The organism is Actinoplanes sp. CA-015351 (assembly GCF_050955685.1).
Classification (GTDB): domain Bacteria; phylum Actinomycetota; class Actinomycetes; order Mycobacteriales; family Micromonosporaceae; genus Actinoplanes.
Map to the genome: position 1 here is coordinate 6,440,264 of NZ_CP192102.1, position 24,376 is coordinate 6,464,639.

General features: G+C 69.3%; 16 protein-coding genes. 4 read left to right on the top strand and 12 right to left on the bottom strand.

What is annotated here, in order from left to right:
• Positions 1 to 13: 13 nt before the first annotated feature.
• The 9 genes from ACQP2E_RS29350 to ACQP2E_RS29390 form a co-directional block, all read right to left on the bottom strand.
• On the bottom strand, positions 14 to 1,603 hold the full coding sequence (locus tag ACQP2E_RS29350) for a replication-associated recombination protein A (RefSeq protein WP_433826178.1): 1,590 nt from the start codon (positions 1,601 to 1,603) through the stop codon (positions 14 to 16).
• 129 nt (positions 1,604 to 1,732) lie between these two features.
• Positions 1,733 to 1,957 (bottom strand): hypothetical protein, encoded by a 225-nt coding sequence (locus ACQP2E_RS29355; RefSeq protein WP_433826179.1) that lies wholly within the window; start codon positions 1,955 to 1,957, stop codon positions 1,733 to 1,735.
• Between the two features lie 17 nt (positions 1,958 to 1,974).
• Positions 1,975 to 3,237 (bottom strand): MFS transporter, encoded by a 1,263-nt coding sequence (locus ACQP2E_RS29360; protein ID WP_433826180.1) that lies wholly within the window; start codon positions 3,235 to 3,237, stop codon positions 1,975 to 1,977.
• The gene (locus ACQP2E_RS29365; RefSeq protein WP_433826181.1) at positions 3,234 to 3,821 is read right to left on the bottom strand and encodes an ArsR/SmtB family transcription factor; all 588 of its coding nucleotides are present in this window, start codon (positions 3,819 to 3,821) and stop codon (positions 3,234 to 3,236) included. The genes ACQP2E_RS29360 and ACQP2E_RS29365 overlap by 4 nt, the downstream gene beginning before the upstream one ends.
• Before the next feature lie 60 nt (positions 3,822 to 3,881).
• A complete protein-coding gene (locus tag ACQP2E_RS29370; protein ID WP_433826182.1) occupies positions 3,882 to 4,370 on the bottom strand; it encodes a GyrI-like domain-containing protein in 489 nt (162 codons plus the stop codon).
• A 169-nt stretch (positions 4,371 to 4,539) separates the two neighbouring features.
• On the bottom strand, positions 4,540 to 6,342 hold the full coding sequence (gene aspS / locus ACQP2E_RS29375) for an aspartate--tRNA ligase (RefSeq protein WP_433826183.1): 1,803 nt from the start codon (positions 6,340 to 6,342) through the stop codon (positions 4,540 to 4,542).
• Between the two features lie 157 nt (positions 6,343 to 6,499).
• Entirely contained in the window at positions 6,500 to 7,027 is a 528-nt protein-coding gene (locus ACQP2E_RS29380) for a hypothetical protein (RefSeq protein ID WP_433826184.1), read from the bottom strand.
• Positions 7,028 to 8,163: 1,136 nt separating this feature from the next.
• Complete coding sequence (locus ACQP2E_RS29385) at positions 8,164 to 9,147, bottom strand: 2-phosphosulfolactate phosphatase (protein ID WP_433826185.1); 984 nt, start codon at positions 9,145 to 9,147, stop codon at positions 8,164 to 8,166.
• Positions 9,148 to 9,182: 35 nt separating this feature from the next.
• Positions 9,183 to 10,373 (bottom strand): alanine racemase, encoded by a 1,191-nt coding sequence (locus ACQP2E_RS29390; protein ID WP_433826186.1) that lies wholly within the window; start codon positions 10,371 to 10,373, stop codon positions 9,183 to 9,185.
• Positions 10,374 to 10,432: 59 nt separating this feature from the next.
• On the opposite strand from ACQP2E_RS29390, the gene ACQP2E_RS29395 reads away from it, so the two are divergent.
• Positions 10,433 to 11,353, top strand: coding sequence for an aminoglycoside phosphotransferase family protein (locus ACQP2E_RS29395; protein WP_433826187.1), 921 nt, complete (start codon positions 10,433 to 10,435; stop codon positions 11,351 to 11,353).
• 17 nt (positions 11,354 to 11,370) lie between these two features.
• On the opposite strand, the gene ACQP2E_RS29400 is transcribed toward ACQP2E_RS29395, so the two are convergent.
• The gene (locus ACQP2E_RS29400; RefSeq protein WP_433826188.1) at positions 11,371 to 13,005 is read right to left on the bottom strand and encodes a beta-N-acetylhexosaminidase; all 1,635 of its coding nucleotides are present in this window, start codon (positions 13,003 to 13,005) and stop codon (positions 11,371 to 11,373) included.
• A gap of 74 nt (positions 13,006 to 13,079) precedes the next feature.
• On the opposite strand from ACQP2E_RS29400, the gene ACQP2E_RS29405 reads away from it, so the two are divergent.
• Genes ACQP2E_RS29405 through ACQP2E_RS29415 form a run of 3 tightly spaced genes read left to right on the top strand, consistent with a single transcriptional unit; the run spans position 13,080 to position 15,993 of the window.
• The gene (locus tag ACQP2E_RS29405; protein ID WP_433826189.1) at positions 13,080 to 14,390 is read left to right on the top strand and encodes a MarR family transcriptional regulator; all 1,311 of its coding nucleotides are present in this window, start codon (positions 13,080 to 13,082) and stop codon (positions 14,388 to 14,390) included.
• Entirely contained in the window at positions 14,387 to 15,613 is a 1,227-nt protein-coding gene (locus ACQP2E_RS29410) for an amidohydrolase family protein (protein WP_433826190.1), read from the top strand. Before ACQP2E_RS29405 ends, ACQP2E_RS29410 begins: the two co-directional genes overlap by 4 nt.
• Complete coding sequence (locus tag ACQP2E_RS29415) at positions 15,613 to 15,993, top strand: RidA family protein (RefSeq protein ID WP_433826191.1); 381 nt, start codon at positions 15,613 to 15,615, stop codon at positions 15,991 to 15,993. Before ACQP2E_RS29410 ends, ACQP2E_RS29415 begins: the two co-directional genes overlap by 1 nt.
• 66 nt (positions 15,994 to 16,059) lie before the next feature.
• On the opposite strand, the gene ACQP2E_RS29420 is transcribed toward ACQP2E_RS29415, so the two are convergent.
• Both ACQP2E_RS29420 and ACQP2E_RS29425 read right to left on the bottom strand, forming a co-directional pair.
• A complete protein-coding gene (locus ACQP2E_RS29420; protein WP_433826192.1) occupies positions 16,060 to 16,446 on the bottom strand; it encodes a hypothetical protein in 387 nt (128 codons plus the stop codon).
• 2 nt (positions 16,447 to 16,448) lie between these two features.
• Complete coding sequence (locus ACQP2E_RS29425) at positions 16,449 to 24,212, bottom strand: ricin-type beta-trefoil lectin domain protein (protein WP_433826193.1); 7,764 nt, start codon at positions 24,210 to 24,212, stop codon at positions 16,449 to 16,451.
• Positions 24,213 to 24,376 lie beyond the last annotated feature (164 nt).

Sequence of the window (24,376 nt, forward strand, 5' to 3'; positions counted from 1 at the left end):
GCACCCCGCGCTGTCACGGCTGTTCCTCCCCGGCGTCGCCGCCGCTGTCGTCCATCCGTATGTCATCGTTTCCGGGACCGTCAGGAGCCGGATCGGAGTCCGCCGACGACTGTGACTCATCGGCGGCTCGATCACCACCCGCCGCGCGGTCCGGCGTACCCGACGAAGCGGTGACCGGCCTGGTCACGCCCCGGGTCACGGGTTCGCCGGCGCTCGTGCGCGGACCGGGACCGAGACCGCGCACGATCCTGCGCAGACGCGGCACCCGCTCCCCCACGGCCCGTTCGGCGCCGTGGTCGGTCGGCCGATAGTAGTCGGTGCCCACGAGATCGTCCGGCGCGTACTGCTGGCGGACCACGCCGCGCGGATCGTCGTGCGGGTAGCGGTAGCCGCGGCCGTGCCCGAGCCCTTTCGAGCCCTGGTAGTGCGCGTCGCGCAGATGCGCCGGAACCGAACCGCCACGCCCGGCCCGCACATCGGTCATGGCCTCGCCGAGCGCGGTGGTCACGCTGTTCGATTTCGGCGCTGTCGCGTTGTGAACCACTGACTGCGCCAAATTCAGACCCGCTTCGGGCAGACCCACATTCTGTACGGCCGACATGGCCGCCGTGGCGACGAGCAGCGCCTGCGGATCGGCCATCCCGACGTCCTCACTCGCGAAGATCACCAGCCGCCGGGCGATGAACCTCGGGTCCTCACCGGCCACCAGCATCCGGGCGAGGTAGTGCAGTGCCGCGTCCGGGTCGCTGCCCCGCATGCTCTTGATGAACGCGCTGATCACGTCGTAGTGCGCGTCGCCGTCCCGGTCGTAACGGACCGCTGCCACGTCCACCGCGCGCTCGGCGGTGGCGAGGTCGATCTCTTTCACGTCCTGGGCGAGTGCCGACCCCGCCGCGGCTTCGAGGGCGGTCAGAGCTTTGCGGACGTCGCCTGACGCCAGGCGTACCACATGCTCCTCGGCCTCGGCAGAAAGGGTGACGGCGCCGCCCAGCCCGCGCTCGTCGGTGGTCGCGCGCCGGACGAGGCCGCGCACGTCGTCGTCGGTGAGCGCCTGGAGCGTGAGCAGCACGCAGCGCGACAGCAGCGGGGAAATGACCGAGAAGTACGGGTTCTCGGTGGTCGCCGCAAGCAGCGTGACGGTACGGTCCTCGACCGCCGCGAGCAGCGAGTCCTGCTGCGTTTTGCTGAAACGGTGAACCTCGTCGATGAAGAGGACCGTCGGCGGACCGCCGTAGCGGCGCTCTCGTTTCGCCGTGTCGATCACCGCGCGCACGTCCTTGACGCCGGCGGTGAGCGCGGACATCGCGACGAATTTCCGATCGGTGGCGTGCGCCACGAGATGCGCGATCGTGGTCTTGCCGGTGCCCGGCGGACCCCAGAGGATCACCGACATCGGGCTGGCGCCGGTGACCAGCTGCCGCAGCGGAGCGCCGGGCGCGAGCAGGTGCTCCTGCCCGACGAGCTCATCCAGCGTCGCGGGCCGCATGCGCACCGGCAGAGGCGCGTCAGCGGCGGGCCTCCCGAAACCGGCAGCGTCGCCGCCGGCCGGGGCCGAAGCCGGCGCGCCCGGTGGCGCGAGTGAGAAAAGCCCGTCCGTGTCCATCGTCATCGACAGTACCGGCCCCCATGACCCAATCCGAAACTCGCGGACGGCCGGCCGGACAGCCGACAGCCCGGGTCTCGCCGGTGGAACCAGCTGGACCCGGGCTGTGAGCGGAGCGTGCTGACGGCGTCAGCCGCGGCCGGGGCGGCGGCCGTAGAAACGGCGGCCGGACGAGCCGGTGCCGGAGCCGGCGCGCGGGCCGCTGCCGATGCCGGCCAGGTAGAGCGAGAGCAGCAGCAGGCCGAGGGAAGCCATCGTGGGGAAGTTGAACAGGTCGGGAGCGCCGAAGTTCGTATCCAGCAGATCAGCGAGCAGCCAGATGCCGAAGACAACGGCGGCAGCGATGGCGAGCATCAAGTACCTCCGGGGGATCAGAGAGCCAGTGGCCTGCTGGTACCCGCCGGGGAGTGCTCCCGAAACACGTCTTTCGATCTAATCAGATAGAGAGGTGCCGCGATGGCCAGAACCACGCCGCCGGTGACGATCGCGGCCGGGGTCCCGGCGCTGGCAGCGATGGCGGTCAACACGATCGCGCCGATCGAGAATCCCGGCTGGCCGACCATCGAATTCAGCGAGAGCAGACTCGTCCGGAACTCGCCCTCCGCCTGCCGATGCAGCAGGCCGGCGTGCACCGGGTTCGCCGCGCCGTGCACGGCGTAACAGAGCAGGAACGCGCCGATCAGGCCGATCGGACCGGCGAACAGTCCCATCCCGATGATCGTGACGCCCTGAACGATCTTCAACGTGAACCCGGCCCAGGCCGGACCGACCCGGCGGGCGAGCAGCGGAACGAGCGCGGCGCCGGCCGCCGATGCCGCCCAGGCCACTGAGTTGACCGGGCCGAGCAGCGCGCCGGCCGCGTCCGGATCGGTGACCTCACTGAGCCGGACCGCCATCAGCTTCTCGAAAGTCACCATGCCGAAGCTCCAGAAGATCTCGACCGCCATGAGCGCGAGCACCACACGGGAGCCACGAGCCAGCCTGAGCGCCCCGCCGATCGCCGCCGGCACACCACGGACCGATGCGGCGAACGCCGCGACACCGCGCGCCGGCCGCTCCTCCGTCATCAGCAGCGCCACCGCCAGGGTGCTGACCGCACTCAGCCCGAGAGCGGCGACCACCGGCACGGTCAGCGCGCTCACCGGCCCGATCGGGCCGATCCACACCAGACCACCGCTGATCAGCGCGGCCCCTGCGACGGCGAGTCCCAGCACCACCCCGCTGCGGGACAGGCCGCCCTCGATGTCCGCTTGCGGATCGGCCGCCAGCGCATGATCGACGTACCACGCCTCCAGCGGCCCGCTGTCGAGCGCGCGGTAGATGCCCTGCAACAGGTACGCCACGGCGAACAGCGCCACCGAGCCGGCGACCGTCCAGATCGCCAGCGAACCGATGTTGACGACGCCGGCGATCAGCAGCACCGGCCGTCGGCCGACCGCGTCGGAGAGGCCACCGGTCGGCAGCTCCAGGACCAGGACCGTGATCCCCTGGATCGCCGCGACCGCGCCGACCTGGGCGATGCTGAGCCCGCGCTCCAGCGGCAGCAGCACCAGGACCGGAATCGTCAGCCCGACCGGGAACCAGCGCAGCCCGAGCAACAACAGGAAGCGGAAACGCGCCTGCTCGACGGTCATCTCGATCCCTCCTCCACCGGTGTTGCCGGTTTCGGCAGCGCGGCCAGATAGAGGCTGACCGGCTTGGCGCCCGGACCGGGCTCATGCCGGGCGTGCCGCTCGACAACGGCCTCGATCTCGTCCATCAGGGCGCGCACCTGGGTGGGATCGAGCTTCAGCATGTAGTCGGAGAGCCCGCCGGCGTCGCGCCACTCCTGGCGCTCCGTGGACACCGCGCGCTGCCAGGCCTCGGCCTGCTCGACGAAACGGTTGACCTGGAACGTCTCCAGCCACACCACGGCGGCCCGGGCGTCCGGATCGTCGTCGTACCCGGTGCGGCTCCAGCTCGACATCTCGTGCACGGCTCGCCACCAGCGCTGCCGGCCGCCGCCCGACCGGTCCTCCTCGGCGACCAGCCCGACCTCGGCGAGCTGTCGCAGGTGATAGCTGGTCGCGCCGGTGTTGGTGTCGAGGATCTCGGCCAGCTGGGTGGCGGTTTTCGGGCCCTCGCCGCGCAGCCGGCCGAGCAGTTGGATCCGCAGCGGATGAGCCAGCACGCGGATCTGCCGGTGGGTGAGTTGAACGTGACTGAGTTCGTCGGCCATGCATGCACAATACTTATGCATAGAGTCTGTGCACAAGTTCTGTGGATAGCCTTCGGTGAACTAATCGGCCAGCTTGAAGAGCAGCACCGTCTCCCACTTGTGCATGTCCGGCTGCTCGACCGGATTGGTCATGAGCATCTCCAGCCGGCAGCCCCAGACCTCACCGGTCGGGGTCGGCGTCATGTCCCAGGCGAGACTCCGGTCCTGTGCCCAGCCGAGGAGACGCGCGGTGACGGCCATCAACTCGTCGGGGTGCCCGATGTGGGCGACCGTCACATACCGCCCGGCCGGCAACGTGTCGGCGAATCCGGGCCCGTCCACCTCGACCGCGGACGCGACCGGGACGCCGGCCTCGACCACCAGCTCGGCGGCCATGTCGATCACCCGGTACCGGAAGAACGGCGCGCCGGTGACCGGGACACCACGGTCCGCCAGGTCGGCGAACATGACCGGGAGATGATCAGCGACCCGGGCGAACTCGGTCATCGTGATCGACTCGCGACGGCCGATGTAGGGCTGTTCAGGGCGGTTGACAATCGTCGGCTCCACCCGGCCAGTCTCACAGGAGCCGTGGGTGGCCGCACTTCACCCGTACCCACTGGCCTGGCTCTTGATCTGGCTCTTGATCCCCCGACACGAAGCCGGAAAAGAAAGCCGGACCAGCTCGGGCAGCGAGCTGGTCCGGCGTCCCGGTCGGCCGGGAATCAGATCGGGAACATCAGTTGGAGTGCTGGACCGGAGCGGCCTGGCCGTCCGTGCCCGGTGTGCCGGCGGCGGCCTTCGGCTTGGCGTCGATGCCGGCCTCGAGCCGCTGCTGCGTGGTGATCGGCGTCGGCGCGGTGGTCAGCGGGTCGAAACCGCCGCGGGTCTTCGGGAACGCGATGACCTCACGGATCGACTCGTTGCCGGAGAGCAGCATGCAGGTCCGGTCCCAGCCGAGCGCGATGCCGGCGTGCGGCGGCGGGCCGTACTTGAAGGCCTCCAGCAGGAAGCCGAACTTGTCGGCGGCCTCTTCCGGCGTGATGCCGAGCAGCTCGAAGACGCGGCTCTGCACGTCGGCGCGGTGGATACGGACCGAGCCGCCACCGATCTCGTTGCCGTTCACGACGATGTCGTAGGCGTACGCCAGTGCCCGATCCGGCGCGGTCTCGAAGTTGTCGATCCACTCGTCGTTCGGCGACGTGAAGGGGTGGTGGACAGCGGTCCAGCCGCCGTCGTCGGTCTTTTCGAACATCGGAGCGTCGACCACCCAGCAGAACGCCCAGGCGCTCTCGTCGATCAGCTTGGCACGCTTGGCGATCTCGATCCGGGCCGCGCCGAGGAGTTCCTGCGCCTCGCGACGCTCGTTCGCGGCGGCGAAGAAGACGGCGTCGCCCGGCTTCGCGCCGACCGCGTCCGCCAGGCCGGACAGGTGCTCGGGCGACAGGTTCTTGGCGACCGGGCCCTTCGGCTCACCGGTCTCGGCGTCGAGCACCACGTACGCGAGACCGCGCGCACCGCGGGCCTTCGCCCAGTCCTGCCAGCCGTCCAGCTCCTTGCGGGTCTGCGACGCGCCGCCCGGCATGACGACCGCACCGACGTAACCGCCGGCGTCGATCGCGCCCGCGAACACCCGGAACGCGGTGCCACGGAGGTATTCGGTCAGCTCGACGAGTTCGACCCCGTACCGCAGGTCGGGCTTGTCGGAACCGTAGCGGTTCATCGCGTCGGTCCAGGTGATCCGCGGGATCGGCAGCTGCACCTGGTAGCCGGCGAGCTCGCTCCACAGCTTGGCGACGATCTCCTCGCCGAGCGCGATGATGTCGTCCTGCGTGACGAACGACATCTCGATGTCGAGCTGGGTGAACTCCGGCTGGCGGTCGGCGCGGAAGTCCTCGTCGCGGTAACAACGGGCGATCTGGTAGTACCGCTCCATGCCGGCGACCATCAGCAGCTGTTTGAACAGCTGCGGGGACTGCGGCAACGCGTACCACGTGCCGGGCTGGAGGCGGACCGGGACCAGGAAGTCGCGGGCGCCCTCAGGCGTCGACCGGGTCAGGGTCGGCGTCTCGATCTCGTTGAAGTCGCGGGCGTGCAGGATCTCACGCGCGATCTGGTTGGCGCGGCTGCGCAGGCGCAGAGCGTTCGACGGGCCGGACCGGCGCAGGTCGAGGTACCGGTACTTCAGCCGCAGGTCGTCGGCAGCGGTGATCGTGTCGTCGATCGGCAGCGGCAGCGGCGCCGCCTCGGAGAGGACGACCAGCTCGCTGGCGACCACCTCGATCGCACCGGTGGCCAGCTCAGGGTTCTCGTTGCCGTCCGGGCGGGCGTTGACCTCGCCGACGACCTTCACGCAGAACTCGTTGCGCAGGGCGTGTGCGTCTTCCTCACGGAACACGACCTGGACCACGCCGGAGGCGTCACGGAGGTCGACGAAGATGACACCGCCGTGGTCGCGCCGGCGGGCAACCCACCCGGCGAGCGTCACCGTTGTGCCGGCGTCACTGGCGCGCAGTGTGCCGGCGTCATGGGTACGGATCACGGAAATGTCTCCTTACAGAGTTCGCGGGGCGCACCCGACATTCTGTCAGGCACGCCCCGCGCTGCGCGCCACGGGTTAGTCCCCGGTCAGGCCGGGACGTCGGTCCGGGCTTTGGCCGGGACGTCGGTCCGGGTCCAGAGCGGACGTCAGTCCGCGGTCAGGCCGGGACCTTCCATGAGGTGGCTCGCAGGCCGGCGGTGCCGGTGCCGCCGACGTCGATGATCTCCACAAGTGCGAGCACCGCCGGCACTCCCGCGGTCAGCACGCACAACGCCGTACCCCTCTTCACCTCCACGTCGGCGCCCGGCCCGAGCGGGCTCGTCCGGATCGCCCGCAGGCAACCGGCCGCGTCCGCGTCGGCGTTGTTCCGCTGGCTGCCGCCCTGCGCCCCGGCTCCCAGGCTCAACCGGGGCGGCTCGTCACCGCACCGGCTGTCGTACCGCAGGTCAGCCACCGCCTCCTGAGCGTCGGCCCGCGGCTCGTCCAGATCCAGAAAGATCACCGCCGAGCAGCCGACCTGCACCCGGAGCGGCTCCTTGGCGTAGGCGACCGGGTATTCCTCGGGCTCCGGAGGCCGATCGACCGGCACGGTGGCGACCGGCGCCGGCTGGTGGGCTTTGCTCTGGGCCGTCAGGGAAAAGTAGCCAGCCACCGCGGAGACCAGCAGCGCGAGCACGCTGATCACAACGGCGACAACGACGGCTGCGCCGCCGCGTCGCTCAGCGGTGGGTTGCGGTTTGATCGCATTGAGCGGCTCGGTGGGCCCTTCCGGGAAGAGAGATTCACGGGTACGGGCATCGGTGTCACGCGTCCGCCAAGGCCGATCGTGACTGGTGTAATTTCCAGGGTTTCCCGGGTTTCGTGGCGTATTCGAGTGCTCGGGGGTCACCGGCGTCCCCTGATTCGGCGCGTGTCGGACAGGAACATGCTGGTGGGGCGCGTGGGCGCGGTTTTGCTGGAGGGGGGCGTGCACGGGGGCGTGCAGGCCGGGCGCTTGCTGGACGGGCGCTTGCTGAAGGGGCGTTTGCTGGACGGGCGCTTGCTGAGTCGGCGGGCCTTGGGCCGGCGGGCCCTGGACCGAGGTTCCCTGGATCACGGTGTGCCGCTGGGGGTAGGGCGTGTTCTCCGCAGAGAGGTACGTGGAGCGTGGGGACGGCCGGCGCCCACCCGTGTCATGCATGGGCTGCTCCCCCGGCCGGCCAACCGGCAGGGCAGGAAGCCGGCCGGCCGACGGGTTGCCAGGGCTGACCGACAAGTTTCCCTGGTTCGGCAAGGTGTTGACGGGATTCGCAGGAGGGTTGATGGGTTTAGCGGGCTGGTTGTCGGCTGCACGGAAAACGGGCATGGCGGACTCCGGCGGCGCATAGGGGAAAGTCTCATCGACGCCTGACCAGCGTAAACAGGCATGATCTCGATGAACCATCCCCCGCCGAGGCGACCCACCGCATGGATGATTTCCAATCCCCGCTCCGTCACCCGGCCCAGCGGCGCAACCGACGCCGCCGTCATCCACAAGCAGGAAAATCCACCACCGCCAACACAGACACCCCTCGCCGCCGACGCCCCGAACACCTACCCTGCGGATCGATCACCATCAAGTCATGGCCGACCGGGTCGGGCCGCAGACGCGCTCTGCCCAGACATCCCTGCCCGGGCGCTGCAGCTCAGCCCCACGCCGCAGCTCAGCCGCAGCGCGACACGGCCCGGACAGCGCGGCGCGACACGGCCCGGACAGCGCGGCGCGACACGGCCCGGACAGCGCGGCGCGACACGGCCCGGACAGCGCGGCCTGGCGCGGCGCGGCCTGGCGTTTGCCCTCCTCTATGAGGCCGCGCGGAACCAGCCCTCGCTCAGGACCGGCACCGCTGTGCTCACGCCGGCCGCAGCGGCCACTTCCACATCAGCTCGGAAGCCGCCGGCGATCAATTCCCGCCCAGAAGCCGTCTCTTCCAAAGCACCCGGCAGATCACCGGCAACCGCGCGATAGGCCGCGACCGCCGCACCCGCCTCAGGCGAGAAACCGGCCGCCGGCTCACCGGTCCCGTTGAGGAAATGCAGGAACGCCCCAGCTCCCCACAGGTCCTCGACCGCCGGACGCAGGGAACCATCCGGCCACCGCTCCCCCGCCGCGACGACAGCCACCGGCCACCCGCCCGTTGTCCACCCGGTCGCTGGCAGCCCGCCTCCCGGCAGCCCCACCGGCGGCAGCCCCACCGACGGCAGCCCCACCGACGGCGGCCCGGCAGATGGCGGCCCGGGCGCTTGCGGCGGCCCGAGCGCTTGCGGCGGCCCGAGCGCTTGCGGCGGCGCCTCTGGCAGCCCCGCAGATCGCAGCCCCGCGTTTGGCAGCCACGCCTGTGGCGGCCCGGCTGCTTGCTTCCGCACCCACGCGGCGGCCGCGGCCGCGTTTCGGAGGCTGACCCCGACGACTGTGGCGCCCGTCGCGGCGAGGCCCGCCGAGATCGCGGAGCCGTTCGGCGACGGCAGCACCAGTCGATCGATCCGATGCCGGGAAGCAGCCTGCACGATCGTCGCCGGCGACAGGCTCACCTGCCCCGGTCCCGCCACCGAGCGGCCCACCGCCAGAACCGCCTGATGTCGTGCCGCCGCCTCGGCCGCCGAGTCGTCCCGCCACGGGTACGGCAACACGGCGGCCCCGTGCTCGACCGCCACCGTCAGCGCGGTCGTGAACGAGAGCACGTCCACTACCGCGACCAGAGCCGCCCCCGGCGCGATCGCCCCAGCCCCGACCGGCCCCCAGTCGAATCGAACCTCGTAGCCACCCTGCCCGAACACCATGATCATCGACCTCAGGAGAAATCAGAAGAACTCAGAAGAACTCAGAAATACGTGTGCAGGACGTCCACCACTCGCCGGTCCTCGTCCACGACCGGGATGTCACGCCACTTGTCGAACGCCGTGCACGGATGCGAGATCCCGAATCGGATCAGGTCACCGGGCACGAGCCCAGCCCCGTCCAGCTCCAGGTACGTGTGATGGTCGTTCAGCTTCGTGACCCGGACCCCGGCCGCCGTCCGCACCGCCCCGCCGGCCGCGCGGACCTCGAGCGGCACCGGCAGCCCTTCGTCGAACGGGGCGTCCCGCTTACCCATGCCCGCGATGGCTAGCCCCGGCTCAGGCGCCGACACCACCTGCGCCCAGATCTCCAGCGCCGCGTCGAGCGGGCCTTCTTCCGGCACTCGGACGAACGGAGTCCGTTCCCGGTAGAACCCGTCGTCGTGAGTCACCGACGCCCCGCTCCTCACGATCACCCGGACCTGGGGGCCGAGCCGGCCGAAGCGGTCGATCACCCGGTCGAACCAGGCGCTGCCGCCGGCCGAGACCCATGGTCGCTCCGCGAGCAGACCCGCTTTAGCCAGGCGCTCGACCCCGTCGACAAGCCGGTCGAGGTACGCGTCAACCCCAGCCTGATCGGGCAGCTGCCCTTCGTAACCCGTGACACCGACCAGCTCAAGACCCGGCGCCGCCGCAACCGCCTGAGCCACCGCCTCCAACTCGTCCAGACTGCGCACCCCGGTACGCCCACCCGCGTGCCCCAGCTCGACAAAGATCCGCAACGGCCCGCCGGTCACGGCCGCCGCCTCGACCCCGGCGACCGAGTCGGCCTGGAAGTAGACCTCCCACCCCGCGCCGGACTCCCGTGCCAGCCAGGACAACGCCACCGGATCGAGAACCTCGTTGGCGATCAGAACCCGCTCGACCCCGAGCCGCCGCAGCACCAGAGCCTGATTGGGCGTGGCCACCGTCATCCCCCACGCGCCCGCCCGAAGCTGAGCATCGAGCAGACCCGGTGCCATCGTCGTCTTGGCGTGCGGCGCGAAGTCCACCCCGTGCCGCCGGCAGTACGCCGCCATCGTGGCGATGTTCGCCTCCACCGCCGCGCGCCTGACCACCAGGAGCGGCCAGGTGAATCCGCCGCCGAAGATGCTCGGCTGCTCCTGCGCGAACCGCTCGGCGCTCCAGGTCTCGTCCGGCGACCAGAATCCTTTGCTCCGCCAGTCGATCGTCACCGTGGCCTCCACTCGCTCGTCGGCGCCGGTCGTTGTCGCCGGCTGCGAAACTGCACCCCGTGGTCGAAATTCCGCTCCCCGCATCCTTCACCCGTGCGGTCGAACAGTCCTGGGGTCCGGCCGGCCGGCGCTGGCTGGCCGCGCTTCCCACGCTTGCCGAGCAGGTCGCCCGGGACTGGGAGCTGACGCTCGGCGACCGGCTCCCGCTGAGCATGAACTGGGTGACCCGGGCACGCCGGGCGGACGGCACTGCGGCGGTGCTCAAGATGGGCGTACCGGAAGGTGGCCATCTGGCCGACGAGGCCGCCGCCCTGGGGTTTTTCGCCGGGCGCGGCGCCGTCACGGTGCTGGCGCGCGACGACGCCCGTGGCGCGCTCCTGCTGGAGGAGGCCCGGCCGGGCACACCGGCGACCGCGCTGGTGCCGGCTGACGACGAGGCGGCGACCGCCGCGCTGATCAGCGTGATCCGCAGGCTGCACCGGCCCGCGCCCGAGAGCATCGCCCTGCCCGAGCTGGCCGGCCGGGTCGCGTCGTTCGAGCAGCACCTGGACCGGTTTCCCGGCGACGATCCACTGCCGAGGCACCTGGTGGAGCGGGGCGCCCGAGTTTTCGCCGAGCTCTGCGCCACCGCCACCGAGCGGGTGGTGCTGCACGGCGACCTGCACCACGACAACGTGCTCGCTGCGGATCGGGAGCGGTGGCTGGCGATCGACCCGCACGGTGTCGTCGGCGACCCCGGTTACGAGATCGGGGCGCTGCTGTACAACCCGGACCCGCAGAGCCCCGACGACAGCGTGCTCGACCTGCTCCCGGCCCGGATCGAGCAGCTCGCCGACGGTCTCGGCATGCCGGCCGAGCGGGTGATCGGGTGGGGTTTCGCCCAGGCGGTCCTGTCCGAGGTGTGGACGTTCGAAGGCTCCGGGAAAGACCACATGCGCTCGCTTCGCGTGGCGCACCGGCTGCTGCCGCTGCTGCCCTGAGCCGGCCATACTCCTGGTCATTGCTGATCCGTCCCGCGGAGGGCGGCGGTCATCTCGTGCAGCTCGGCCTGGCGATCCGCTCGGGTACGCGGATTGCCAGGCGCATCCGGCCGCCCGTCCCAGGGCCGGGAACCGGAGAGCGGCCGGTAGTTCACCCCGAGCGCCTCCAACCGGGCCAGATGCGCCGGAAGCCGCGCCGAGAAGCCGGCGAAGTCGCGCTCGGCCGGCCCCCACACCGCCTCGGCGAACGCGCACAGCCGGGGAAAGACCTGGTAGTCGACTCGCCGGGCGGACTCCATGTGCTCGGTCCAGACGTTGGCCTGCCCGCCGAGGACCAGGGCGGCCTGCTCCGGGGTCAGGCCGCCGGGCACCGGCTCGAAGGCGTAGACCTCTTCGAGCGTCAGGCGGGTGCCGACCGGCGTCGGCTCACCCGGGTCGTCGGACTGGCGATAGTCCAGGTAGACCGAGGTGTCCGGACAGGCGACCACCTGATGGCCGGCGCGAGCCGCCCACACCGTGGGCTCGACCCCGCGCCAGGCCGCGATGACCGAACCCGGGGGAGCACCGCCGGCCAGGATCTCGTCCCAGCCGTAGAGCCGTCGGCCACGCCTCGCGAGGTGCCGGGCGAGCCGCTCGGTGAACCATTTCTGCAGCTGGTGCGGGCCCTCCAGCCCCGCCTCTTTCATCCGGGCCTCGGCCACCGGGGAGTCCTGCCACTCGGTGGCCGGGCACTCGTCGCCACCGATCCCGATCACCTCGCCCGGGAAGATGTCGCAGAGGTGGTCGAGCACGTCACGGCAGAAGCCCAGCGCCTCGTCGCCGACGTTGAGCACGTGCGAAGAAATGCCCCACGACGTCCGGACCGGGCCGGCGAAGCCGTTGCCGAGCTCCGGGTACGCGGCGATGGCGGCCTGCATGTGGCCGGGCATGTCGACCTCAGGGACGACGGTGATGAAGCGGGCTGCCGCGTACGCCACGATCTCCCGCAGGTCGTCATCGGTGTAGAAGCCGCCGTGCGGCCGCTTGTCGAACCGCTCGTGGCCGCGGGCGCCGAGCATCGACTCCGGCCGCCAGGCGCCCACCGACGTCAGGCGGGGCCGGCCCGGCACCTCGACCCGCCAGCCCTGGTCGTCGGTGAGGTGCAGGTGCAGGACGTTGAGCTTGTGGAACGCCGCGAGATCGATGAAACGCAGCACGTCGGCCACCGGCATGAAGTGCCGGGCCACGTCGAGCATGACGCCACGCCAGGCGAAACGCGGCACGTCGGTGATCCGGCAGGTGGGGATCTGCCACGGACCCTCGGCCACGCGGGCCCGGCGTAACGTGGCTGGCGGAAGCAGCTGCCGCAGCGTCTGCGTGCCGTGGAAGACGCCCGCCGGCGATCCGCCCTCCACACTGATCCCCTCGGGCGTGACCGTCAGCTCGTAGGCGCCGGCGGGAATCCGGGTGTCGAGACTCAGCAGAATGCCGCCGCTCCCGTCTCGCAGCTCGCAGCCGGTGGCCGGCCCGAGGGAGGCGCGAAGCCCCGCGGCGATCGCGCCCAGACCGGGTCCGGCGTCGAGAAGCGTGCCGGCGTCGAGCACGAAGAACCCGCCATCAGCCGCCGTGACGCCGGCTGGCCGAGGAATCAGGTTCGGAAGTGGTTCGATCATGACGCCTCCTTGACCAGGCGAGCGCTTTGGGCCACGATACAACGAACCACTTACGAACCACCAGGGGGCAGGCGATGGTGATCGGACTAGTGCTCCACACCGGCCACCGCGCACGATTCGCCGAGGCGGCACGCACGCTGACCGGCGTCGAGTTCACCTGGGCTGTCTACGAGCACGAGGAGCAGATCCGCGACCGGGTCCGCGACCTCCTCGCCGCCGAGGAGCTGGACGGTCTGCTGCTCGGCCTGGTCCCCTTCGCCCGCTCCCGCGACCTTATTCCCGCGGGCCTGCCCGTGGCCGTCACCCGCTCGGCCGCGCTCGACCTGGCGCTGGCCTGGGCACGAGCCCGGGGCAACGGCTGGCCGGCCACCCCCGTCAGCATCGACACCTTCACCCACGAGACCGTTGCCGAGGTCGCGTCCGCGCTCGGGCTCGACCGCTCGGCCGTCGCCACCCTGCCGTTCGACGCGGACCAGCCGGTCGACGAGGTCGTGGCCTTCCATCAGGAGCACCTGGCCCGCACCGGCGCGCGCTACGTGATCACCGTCCGGACCGGGGTGGCCGCCGCTCTGGACGGCCGGGCCGCCGTCCTGCACGCCCTCGCCACCCCCGGCACCATCCGCGCCGACCTGTACGACCTGGTCCTGCGCGTCCGCCGCCGCCGCGCCGACGAGCAACGGTTCGCGGCCGCCGTCTTCCGTGCTCCCGAGGCCGGCACACGCGCCGCGCTCCAGCGAGCCCTGCAAAGTGTTCCCGAGCTGGCCGACGCGTGGATAGAGGAGCACGGTCCACGGGGTGTCGTCGCCTTCGCGCCCGCCGCCGTCTTCGAGACCCTCACCGAGCACTGGGTCACCACACCCGTGCGCTGGCACAACAGCCCCGACGACGAGACCGGCGACCTCGATGCGGTGGCCGGTTTCGGCATCGGTCCCTCCGCGCGAGGCAGCGTCGCACTCGCGGAGCAGGCCGCCGACCGCGCCGAGCAGGACGGCGCGGCCTCGGCTTACCTGATCACCGACGACGGCGTGATGATCGGCCCGATGGGCTCCGGCGGCACTCCACTGGCCTACACCTATCGCGGGCACGGCGGCCTCGAGACACTGGCCGGCCGGGCCGGCCTCAGCCCGGCGACCCTGTCCCGGCTGGCCGCGCTGGAACGCTCGCTCGGCGGCCGGTCGATCTCCCCGGGCGACCTCGCGGAGGCTCTCGGCATCACCGATCCGAGCGGGCGCCGCCTGATCCGCAAACTGAGCGACGCGGGCCTCGTGGTGGCCGGCGGGAGCACCCAACCGCATCCCAAGGGGCGGCCCGCTCGCCTCTACCGCCTGGCGATCGCCCAGGCCCTCGCCACCGGCGACGACCAACCGGGAGGTGACCCGGCATGACCTGGGACCTACTGATCACCGGTGGAGAGCACGACGGCAAGCAAGCCGACCTCGCGATCCACAACGGCCGCATCGCCGCGATCGGCCCCGACCTCCCCCGCGACGCCCGCCACATCACCGACGTCACCGGCCGGCTCGTCACCCCCGGCCTGATCGACCTGCACACCCACGTCGGACCGGGCTACTGGAGCATCGACCCCGACCCGATCGCGTGGTACTCCGGAGTCACCACCTGGGTGGACGCCGGCTCCGCGGGGGCGTACACACTCGCCGGGCTGCGCCGTGTGTCCACCGAGGCCACGGTCCGGGTGCCGGCCCTGCTCAACATCTCGGCGGTCGGCCTGGCCGGGCGCACCGGCGAGTGCCGCGACCTGGCGAACTGCGACGTCGCCCTGGCCATCGACACCATCGCGGCCAACCGCGACCTGATCCACGGCATCAAGGTCCGCATCGACACGGAAACCGTCGGCGCCAACGGCATCGAGCCGCTCCGGCGAGGGCTGGCCGCCGCCGACGCGTGCGGAGTCCCGGTCATGGTTCACATCGGCACGGTGCCGCCCGCACTCGACGAGGTGCTCGACCTGCTGCGTCCCGGCGACATCGTGACACACTGCGCGAGCGGCATCGCGGCGCCGCTCGGCCCGGCCGTGCGCGCGGCCTCCGAGCGCGGCGTCCTGCTCGACCTCGGGCACGGCTCGGGCGGCTTCGCCTTCGACATCCTGGAGGCCCAGCTCGACGCCGGCCTCCGGCCGTACACGATCTCCACCGACCTGCACGCCCGCTCGTTGCACGGCCCGGTCTTCGACCTGCCGACCACGATGGCGAAACTCCTGGCCGTCGGGGTGCCGCTGCCCGAGGTGATCGCTGCGGCGACAACCCATCCGGCCGCGGCGCTGGGCCTGCCGGGCGGGAAACTCACGGTGGGCACCCCCGCCGACGTGGCGATCTTCGATGTACGCGTGGAGGACTTCCCGGTCACCGACGCGCATCGTCAGGTTCGAGTGTCCCCGATAAGGCTGATCAACCAGGCGACCTATGTCGGCGGCCGCCTGCTGACCCCGCGGCTGCCCGGCCCGCCCGCGCCGTGGATCCCGCTCACCGACGCCCAGCGCGAGGCCCTGGCCCGTCGCGAGCGCCACATCCGTGACCTGCTCGCCACCCCGTTGATCGGGGTGGACGGGCTGGCCGAACAGTTCCCGAGAACCGAACCGAGGAGTTCCTGATGCCCAAGCGCGCTGTGATCACCGACAAGGCGGCACCCGCCGGCGGCCCGTACTCACACGCTGTCGTGGCCGGCGACACCATCTATCTGGCCGGCGCCATCCCGGCCCTGCCGGACGGCACCCGGGTGACCGGCAGTTTCGAGGAGCAGGCGCACTCGGCGTTCCGCAACCTGGCGGCCGTGGCGGAGGCAGCCGGCTCCAGCCTCGACCAGGCGGTCCGGGTCGGCGTCTACCTGCGTGACTTCGCCGACTTCCCGGCGATGAACGAGATCTACAAGCAGTACATCAAGGGCGACAACCTGCCAGTGCGGACGACCCTGCCGGTCCCGCTCGTTGGCTTCGACATCGAGATCGACGCCGTCCTCTACACCGGCGCCTGACCACCTGCCACAGACGAAACGCCCGCCCGGAAAAATCCGGGCGGGCGCTTACGTCGTAAAACCGCACTATCCGCGGGCTCGACGCTCGATCTCCTGGTAAAGCCGGTCGACATCGCCGTCGTCAAAGATGAACGGACGCATCTGGGCTTCCAGAGCCTGCCTCTTCACTGTCTCGGACTTGATGCCGGACCACATCGGCGAAAAATAACCGATGATGCTCTGGATCTCGAGGCCACGAGACGCGAAGACCCGCCATTGCTCCCAGGACGCGACTTTGCCGTCTTCCCCTGAACGCCGATGGTGATCGATCAGCTCATCGATGAGACGCGAATGCAGGTCCGCGAGGGGCGCACTGCCCCGGAGGGCGACGTCGATGTCGCCCCCCAGGAAACGAACTTCCATCAGCGCTTTGTTCAGCGCCAGCATCTCGTAATACTTCTCGACCGACAGCATGGCTATGACGTGAACGGATTCGGGCCATGGTAGAGAACCATTTCCGGTGTGAACCGGAAGGACCCCACATGAACTACCTCATTGGCCTGTGTCCCCACTTGCAGCAAACCCTTCGGCATCTTGAAGGCGATTACATGCGTACCGCGGTTGAGGTAGAACGGGTTGCCCGCGAAGAGCACACCATTTGCATCCTCAGGAGACACCATGTCCTGGGTGAAGTAGGCGACGTTCTTACTGTTCGAAACCACCACTCCCCCATTCATGATCGAATTGATTCCGTCCTCGTCGCCATAATGGAAGTACGTGTCCTCGTCGAGCGAACTCGCCAGGTTGTCGACATCGTGCTTCGTTGAATCGCCACAGTTGTGAACGAGCACCGACGCACTGCCAGCCATCACATGATACGTGTGAACATTACTGACGGTGAGGTTATGGACGGTGGCACGAGGGACGCTCCACCGTTCGATCGCCGTGATCTGAACGAACGAGCCACCGCCGGTCTGCAACCACTGACCCTCGCGAAGATCAGTCGCAACGATCCACTCGCTCAGCGATGGAACCCAGAACGGGTGCCCCTCCGTGGCGGTGACTTCGGCCGCCTGCGAGCCGGCCGTGGCGATGGTCAGCTTGACCAGGTGCTTGACGCCGTCACCTTGGATGGCCGCCGTGACTGTCTCGGCGCGGGTGTCCCCAGTTTCGGTATCCGTTGCCTTGACCCGGTCACCCGGCTTGACGTCCTCGATCGCCTTGGTCGAGCCGTCCGCCATGAGAACCGGCGTGCCCGGGGTGAAGCTGTTGTTGATCGGGCACGACTCTCCGTCGCCGCCGCTGCGGTCACCGCCACCGTCGGCCTTGTCCCCGCCGCCACCGGACGTGCCACCGTCGCCGCGGGCAGTTCCTCCGGATGATCCGCCCGGCTTGGACTCATCGCTCTTTCCGCCGCCGCCCTTTCCGCCGCTCGATGCGGACGAACTCTTCGGCGCGGCTTCAGATTGAGCCTGCCGCTGGGCGTCGTTGCCTGTCTTCTTGGTAGCTGTCGATGCTTTGTTGCTTGTGGTGTTTACCTTGTCGGCGGCTTTCTTCTTCGCCGCCTGTGCTGCCTTTTTCGCTCTTTCGATAGCGAGCTTCTTGGCGTTGAGTGCTGCTGCTTCCGCCGCTCGCGCGGCGGCCAAGACCGCTTCTGCCGCCTTCTTGGCGGTTTTCCACGCCGAGATCGCAGCGATCGTACGGTCGATGGCCTTGAGCACCGCCGGGATCTTCCCGAGTTTCGCCCAGGGGATCGCGCCGATGATGAGGCTGCCGCAGGCCCACATGTCACCGCCGAAGCAGTTCATCGCGTCGGTGATGCCGATGAAGTCCTTGAGCATCGACCAGGCGGCCGACAGGATCACATCGGTCAGTGAACGGTTCGCGTTGGCCTGCGCCTCGGCGATCTGCGCCGCGGAGAGACCGGCGCCGGCCAGTGCCGACGCCAGCTCGGACGCGGTCAGGGTGATCGACAGACCGGTCGGGTCCGAATGGGTGACCGGGTTGTTGTGGGCGTACGCGTACCCGTTCTGCTGCTGCGGGTCGGCGATGTCCAGCACCGGGTCGGCGGAAAGGAACCGGCCCACCACCGGGTCGTACAGACGGGCACCGAGTGGCGTGAAGCCGGAGGTGTCGTCCCGCATGGTGCCGAGGAATCCGGCGTTCGTGCGCATGTTCAGCGCGAGCGGTGCGGTGCCGCGCTCGTTGCCGAACGCGTCCTGCTTGCGGATCCGGAAGCCCATTCCGCTGCTGAGGTTCACCTCGGCGTACGGCGAACCTTGGTGATCTGCGGTGAGCGCGTGCAACGTGGACGCCGCACCGCCCTGGGCGTGCCGGAGTACCGAGCCACCCGGCACGGCGTACGCACGCTGGGTGTTGACCAGCCCACCGCCCGGCTGAACGGTGATCTGCGATTCACCGAGGTTCAGCGTGGCCTGCTTGCCTTGAATCGTGAGCAGGCGGGAGCCGTCAGGACCGTAGATGTAGGTGCTCTGGTCCTGCGCCGCCCATACCTGGCCGGCGTTGCCGGTGGCGCAAGCGACCAAAGAGACCCCGGTGTTGTCGGCGGTCGCCGTGATGCACAACCCGGACGCCACGTGGGTCAGCTGACCGGTGGTGGAGCGACGAAGCTGCTGGGCGGCCGAGCCGTCACACTTCTGCAATGCCACGGCCGACCCGGCGGTGTTCGCTGCCGGCTGGGCACACCAGGCACCGTTGTGCTGTGACAGCGTGCCGAGGTTCGCATCGTTCTGGCTCGCCGACGGTTTGAAGCTCCACTTCTGCGCCGGGGTGCCGTTGCAGCCCCAGAGCTGGATCTTCGTGCCGGCGGCGGCCGCACCACCGCTCACGTCGAGGCAGGCGTTGTTCAGGCCGATGTACGACGCTTTGCCGGTACCGCCCTGGCCGGAGATCCGCTCGATCTTGCCGTCGAACGTCCAGGACAGTTCCTGCTTGTCACCGTTCTGCACCGAGGTGACCGAGGTGGTGTCACCGGTCAGCGAGTACAGACGGTCCGCCTCGGCGGTGACCTGAGCGCCGGCCGGAGTGGTGTACTTCTTGGCCACCTTGGTCAGCGTGCCGGGCTGGCTGCCATCGGCCTTGCCGTAGGTGTAGGTGCTGGTGGCGTCCTTGGCGGTCGCCCCGGTGATGTCCTTCTCGACCAGCTTGGTGCGGTTGCCGAGCAGGTCGTACTCGTACTCCTGCCAGTAACCGGCGTTGTCCTTACCGGCGGCGACGTTGACCGCGCCGTCGGTACCGACCGGACCGGCCGCACAGGACGTCTGGTCCTTGGAGGTCCACGCCTTCGAGAGCTGACCGATCGGGTCGTACGTGAAGCACTGCCGCTCCTCGATCCCGACGGACTTCTCCTGGATCGCGGTGACGTTGCCGGTGGCGTCGTAGCCGTAGGAACGGTTGGACACCAGCACGCCGCCGACGAGCACCTTGTCACCGGTGTTCTCCCGGTAGACCTGCTGGTCCTTGAGAGCGCCGTCGGCCTCGTCGTAGTTGTTGAGCGCCCAGACCCGGTACGGCTGCGCACCCAGCGTGGAGCGCATCAGCTGGCCGTACGGCGAGTAGCTGGTCTCGGCGCCGTACCAGTCCTGACCGGACACCGAGAGCGGCAGGCCCTCGGCGTTGTACCGGGCGACGATCTTCTCGCTCGGAAGGTTGCCGATCGCGGGCAGCGTGACCGCATCCGGCAGACCGGTGTCGGTGTAGCTGTAGTTGTAGCTGTACGAGGTCTTGAGACCCCAGGCGGTGGCGATGTCCGCCGGCAGCGACAGGGTCGTGGTCGTCGGCTGGTAATCGCTGGTGTACCCGGCGATCGATTGTTTGTAGGGCTTGCCGTCGGTGTACCGGGTCGCCGTCGCCGGCATGCCCTTGCCGCCGGGCGCCGTGTCGTACGTGAACTCGGCACGTAGGTCGGTCAGGTCCCACCCGAGGTACTGCTTGGACGGGCGGGAGAGTTCGTCGTACTCGGTGACGACCGTGCTGCCGTGCGCGTTAGTGGTGGAGATGACCCGGTCGCGGTGGTCATAGGTATTGTCGATCGTGCCGCTGTCGGGATCCTTCGACTGCACCAGACGGCCGCGCTGGTCATAGGTCCAAGACCAGGCGTTGCCAGTCTTGGCCGCGGAGTTGGTGGCCTTCACCAACTGCCCGGCTTTGCTGTACTCGTACCGCATCGACGTGAAGCCGGCGGTGGCCGCCGGGTTGAAATTGTCGACCCGGCTGGTTCGGCCGAGCGCGTCCGTGAAGATCCGGTACGACGCGGCGCCCGTGGGGTTGCGGACGATCGACCAGTCTTCGCCGTACTCGTACTTCGTTGCCCTGGCGGGCGTTTCGGCGCCGCGCAGGATCGGCAGCTCCTGGAGGACTCGGCCGAGGCCGTCGTAGGTGTAGCGGGTCGCGTTGGGAACCGCGATCTCGGAGTCCGGCGTGAACAGGTTGCCGGACGGGTTGCCCTCGGTGAAGTAGGCGTTGTTGGTCTGCCACACCTCGCCGGAGCTGTTGTAGAGGGTGTCAGTGATCAGCCTGCCGCCACCGGTGGCCGGCTGCTGTGACTGCCGTTCCCGGCCGAGACCGTCGTAGATTGTGATGGACGTTTCGATGCGGTTCTCGTGACCCCGCGCCTTCGTCGTCACGTACGGCGGCTTGCGAATGCCCTCGGCGTCCGGCTTCGGGATCGTGTAGGCGGCCTCGAAGTCCGGAATCGTCGCACCCGCACGACCCGGCGCCCAGCCCTTGACGAGCCGGCCGAGGGGGTCGTACTCAGCGGTGCTGACATGCCCGTTGGCATCGGTCGTCTTGACCGCGACCGCGCGGCCCGGCTCCAGCTCCTGAACCTGCTTGTGCCCGAGCCCGTTCTCCTCGGTCACCTTGAACGGCTGGCCGGTGGCCGGCTCGTAGGTGATCTTGGAGGTCTGCATGTCCGGGTCGAGGAATTCCTTGACCCGGCCCAGGTCGTCGAAGCCGTGGTTGCCGTTCCACTCGTACCCGGTGCCGTCACCCTTCAACGACCACGACTGGGTCGCCAGGCCACGGGTGTAGGACGGCAGCGCCGCACCGAAGTCGGTCCAGTCGTAGGCGACCCGGGTCGCCGCGCTCAGCGACTTCAGGTTGTCCCACGTCGCGGCGGCACAGGTCGTCGGGCTGGACCTGGTCTGCTTGGTCAGGCCGATCAGGTTCTTACCGGTGTGGTGCAGGTATTCGAGGTTGGTGCACGCCTCGTCACCGGTCTTGCCGGTGTCACCCGACGTCTCCACATAGGTCGGCAGACCGTAGGTGTTGTCGTAGGTGGTCCGGGTCTCGGTCACGCGCAGCTTGCGGTCGTCGTCGCCGGTGCCCGAAGACTTGGTGTACGTCCTCTGCGACGCGTCGTTGACACGCCAGGCACGCAGCGGGCTGATCCCGCCTTCACGCACCCGCTCGGCGATCTTGGTCGCCACCGGAACCGTGACACTCCGGGTCAGCCACTCGGTGTCGGCATCCCCGGCGCTGGCATACGTCAGCTCCTCGGCGATGCGACCGGCGAACGGCTCGGAGTCCTTCGCGATTTCCGTACCGACGATGTCCTTGACCGAAACCGTGTCGCCGAGGCCGCGGAAGTAACGGGTCACCGCCTTGGTCCGCTTGCTGCCGATCGACGCGTCATCCACACCGGTGATCACCGTGGTCTGTGCGAAGCCCGCGAAGTTCGAGTACGTGCGGGTCGACTTCTTGGTGAACTCGGCCTCGGCGATCTTCCACGCCGCGTCCGCGTAGGTGTAGTTCGTCGTGGTGCCGACCGCTCCGTCGACCGCGGGGAGTTCTTCGATGCTCTCCACCACGTACTTGTGGAACCAGTCGATGTCCTCGGCTGACGGGTCCGGGTGCCAGAACGCCGGGTAACACAGCCGGGTGTTGGATTTGAGGTCGGCGGTGTCCGCTTTGCCGGGCAGCCCGGTGCCGGTGGCGCAGTCGCCGGTCGGCTTCTTGTAGTTGACGACGGTCTCGCCGCCGTACTCGTTGATGACCCGGCCGACACGCAGGCGGGAGAACCCGGGCCGCGGGTCCTTGGCACCGCGCAGCACGCGGTTGGGCATGTCGTCCATGTTGGCTTCGAACCGCACCGGCTGCAGCTCAGCGGTGGTGCCGTTGACAGCGGAACCGGTACGCGTCACCGACTCCAGCCACAGAGCCGTGTTCGGGCCGGTCCGCGTCTTCGGGAACGACTGCTTCAGCTGGTACGTGTCGACCGTCTGACGGGTGGTGCTGCCCGCGACCCGCTGCGCCGACGTGGTGATCTTGTCGAGGCGCTTACGGGTGAAGAACGACGGGCCCGCGTTCCAGCACTTCTTCGCCGACTCACACCGCAGGTCAGCCGGAGTGTCGTACCAGATCCGGTATTTGCCGGGGTCCTTGCTGGCGAAGTTGGTGTCGGTGCAGCTGACCCCGCCTTCGGCGAAGCATCGCTCGGCGACGGTGAACGTCACCCGGCCCGGCGCCGGCGTGGAGAACACGCTGCCGGCGCGCTGGCCGTAGTCGATGTGGGTGAGGTATCCGGCACGGTCGTACTTGACCGGCGACTTGAAGTCGAAGTTGCGGGCGTAGTAGTTCTCCTCCTTCGCCCACCACAGACTCATCGCGTTGCCGTGCACATCCTCGACATAGTCGAGCTGCCAGCGCCAGCCCTCGGTACAGAACGACTTCTTGAAGTCCTCGATCGTCGAACCCTTGTAGCAGGGCTCGTCGGCGTGGTTGCTGTAGACCGGAACGGTCAGCACCGAGTTCGTCACCGGGTCGTCGGCGGCGGTGCCGTTGTCCGACCAGCCCGGCAGCCGGTTCATCCCGAAGTGGTACTTCGTGCCGTCCCGGGTCGTGACGACCCAGTACTCGCCGTCCTTGTCCTTGTTGTCCCTGGTGGTGTCCTTGATCAGATCGATCTTCGAACCGTCGCCGTTCGCGGTCGTCCACGTGTTGTCGTCCCAGACCAGCTCGGTGGTGCTGCCGCCGAGCGAGAGCGTGGCGTTCTTCGAACCCCAGCACATGTCCGCGGTCCGGTGCTTGGCGTTGCTCGAACCCTCCCGGGTCGAGTCCTGCCGGCAATTCGCATAGGTACGCGTGATCGACCCGGCCGCATAGTCCCAGCCGTCACCGATCCAGGAAGCCTGGTTGTTCGTTGCCGACGTGCGACCGTCGACCGACTGCGACGAATAGCCGAGGGCGACCTTCGGCGTCAGACCGCCGGCGCTCTCCGGGACCTGCACCTGGTAGGAGTAGGTGAACGCACCCGACGACGACCCGGAGGCCCAGGAGCCGGACGACTGCAGCGGGGTCGCGGTGAAGTCACCGGACGCCGAGGCACCGGTGTCCAGCGCGCCGACAACACCGGAACCGCTGGCCGTGGCCGCACGCGCCATCACGCCGCCACCCGCACCACCGGTGCCGGCATCGGCGAGCAGCTGCCCGATCGGCACGACACCTGTGACGATCCGGCGCGCCTTGGTGGCCGTGTCATCAGTGTTGGCAGCCAGCGTCCGCAGAGCCGCGGTGCCGGCCTGGACGATCTCGACCTCACTGGGAACCGCCTGCGCGGTTGCCGTCACTGCGGCCGGCTCTTCTTCTTCCGCCGGGACCGGGGCACAGTCACCCGTCCCGGGCGAGGTGTACACGCAGTCCGGCAGCGTCATCAGACCGAACCGGTCCGCCGCCTGCGGGCCGTACAGATCCGCGAACGCCGTGTAATCCACGCTCAGCGCGATCTCCGCGGCCGGATCAACCGTCGCCGGCGGCGTGACCTTCATGATCATGCCGGCCACGTCGGCGTCCTGCGACGACTCCGGAGCAGCCAGGTCCACCGTCCACTCACCAGCGACCGCCGCCGGGTCACCGCCCTCGGGAACACCGAGCGCGATCGGCAGGTCGTCGACCGGGAGCGGATCTGCACCGGCCACCGCACCGGTCAGGTCCACCGCACCAGTACCCGCGTCCCACGCGTCAACCGCGGTCGGCAGGTACTCCTCGGTCGGCACCTCCGGCGCCGTCGTCAAGTTCGGATCGGAGCTCTCGTCCTCGACCAGAGAGGTGTTCTCCGGCAGGTCAGGCAGCTCGAGGGCGATGTCGTCGCGATCCATACCAGCGCCCGGGACCGCGTACGCGCCGGTGGGCATCATCGTGACGGCCAGGGTCGTCGTCAGAGCGAAGATGACTGCCGCTCTACCGCGGCGACGCCATCTCCTCCCTCCCGAATCGGTCAAGACCGGAACTGAAACACGCATACGCGTCGACTCCCCCACCAGGCGCGAAGTACGAAGAGAGTGGTGCGGAGGCACCAGAAGGCACACGCCGACCAAAAGGCGCGTGCCGGGGCACTCTGCGATAGGCGTTCAGCTATATTCAAGATCACCGACAGTGATCAATA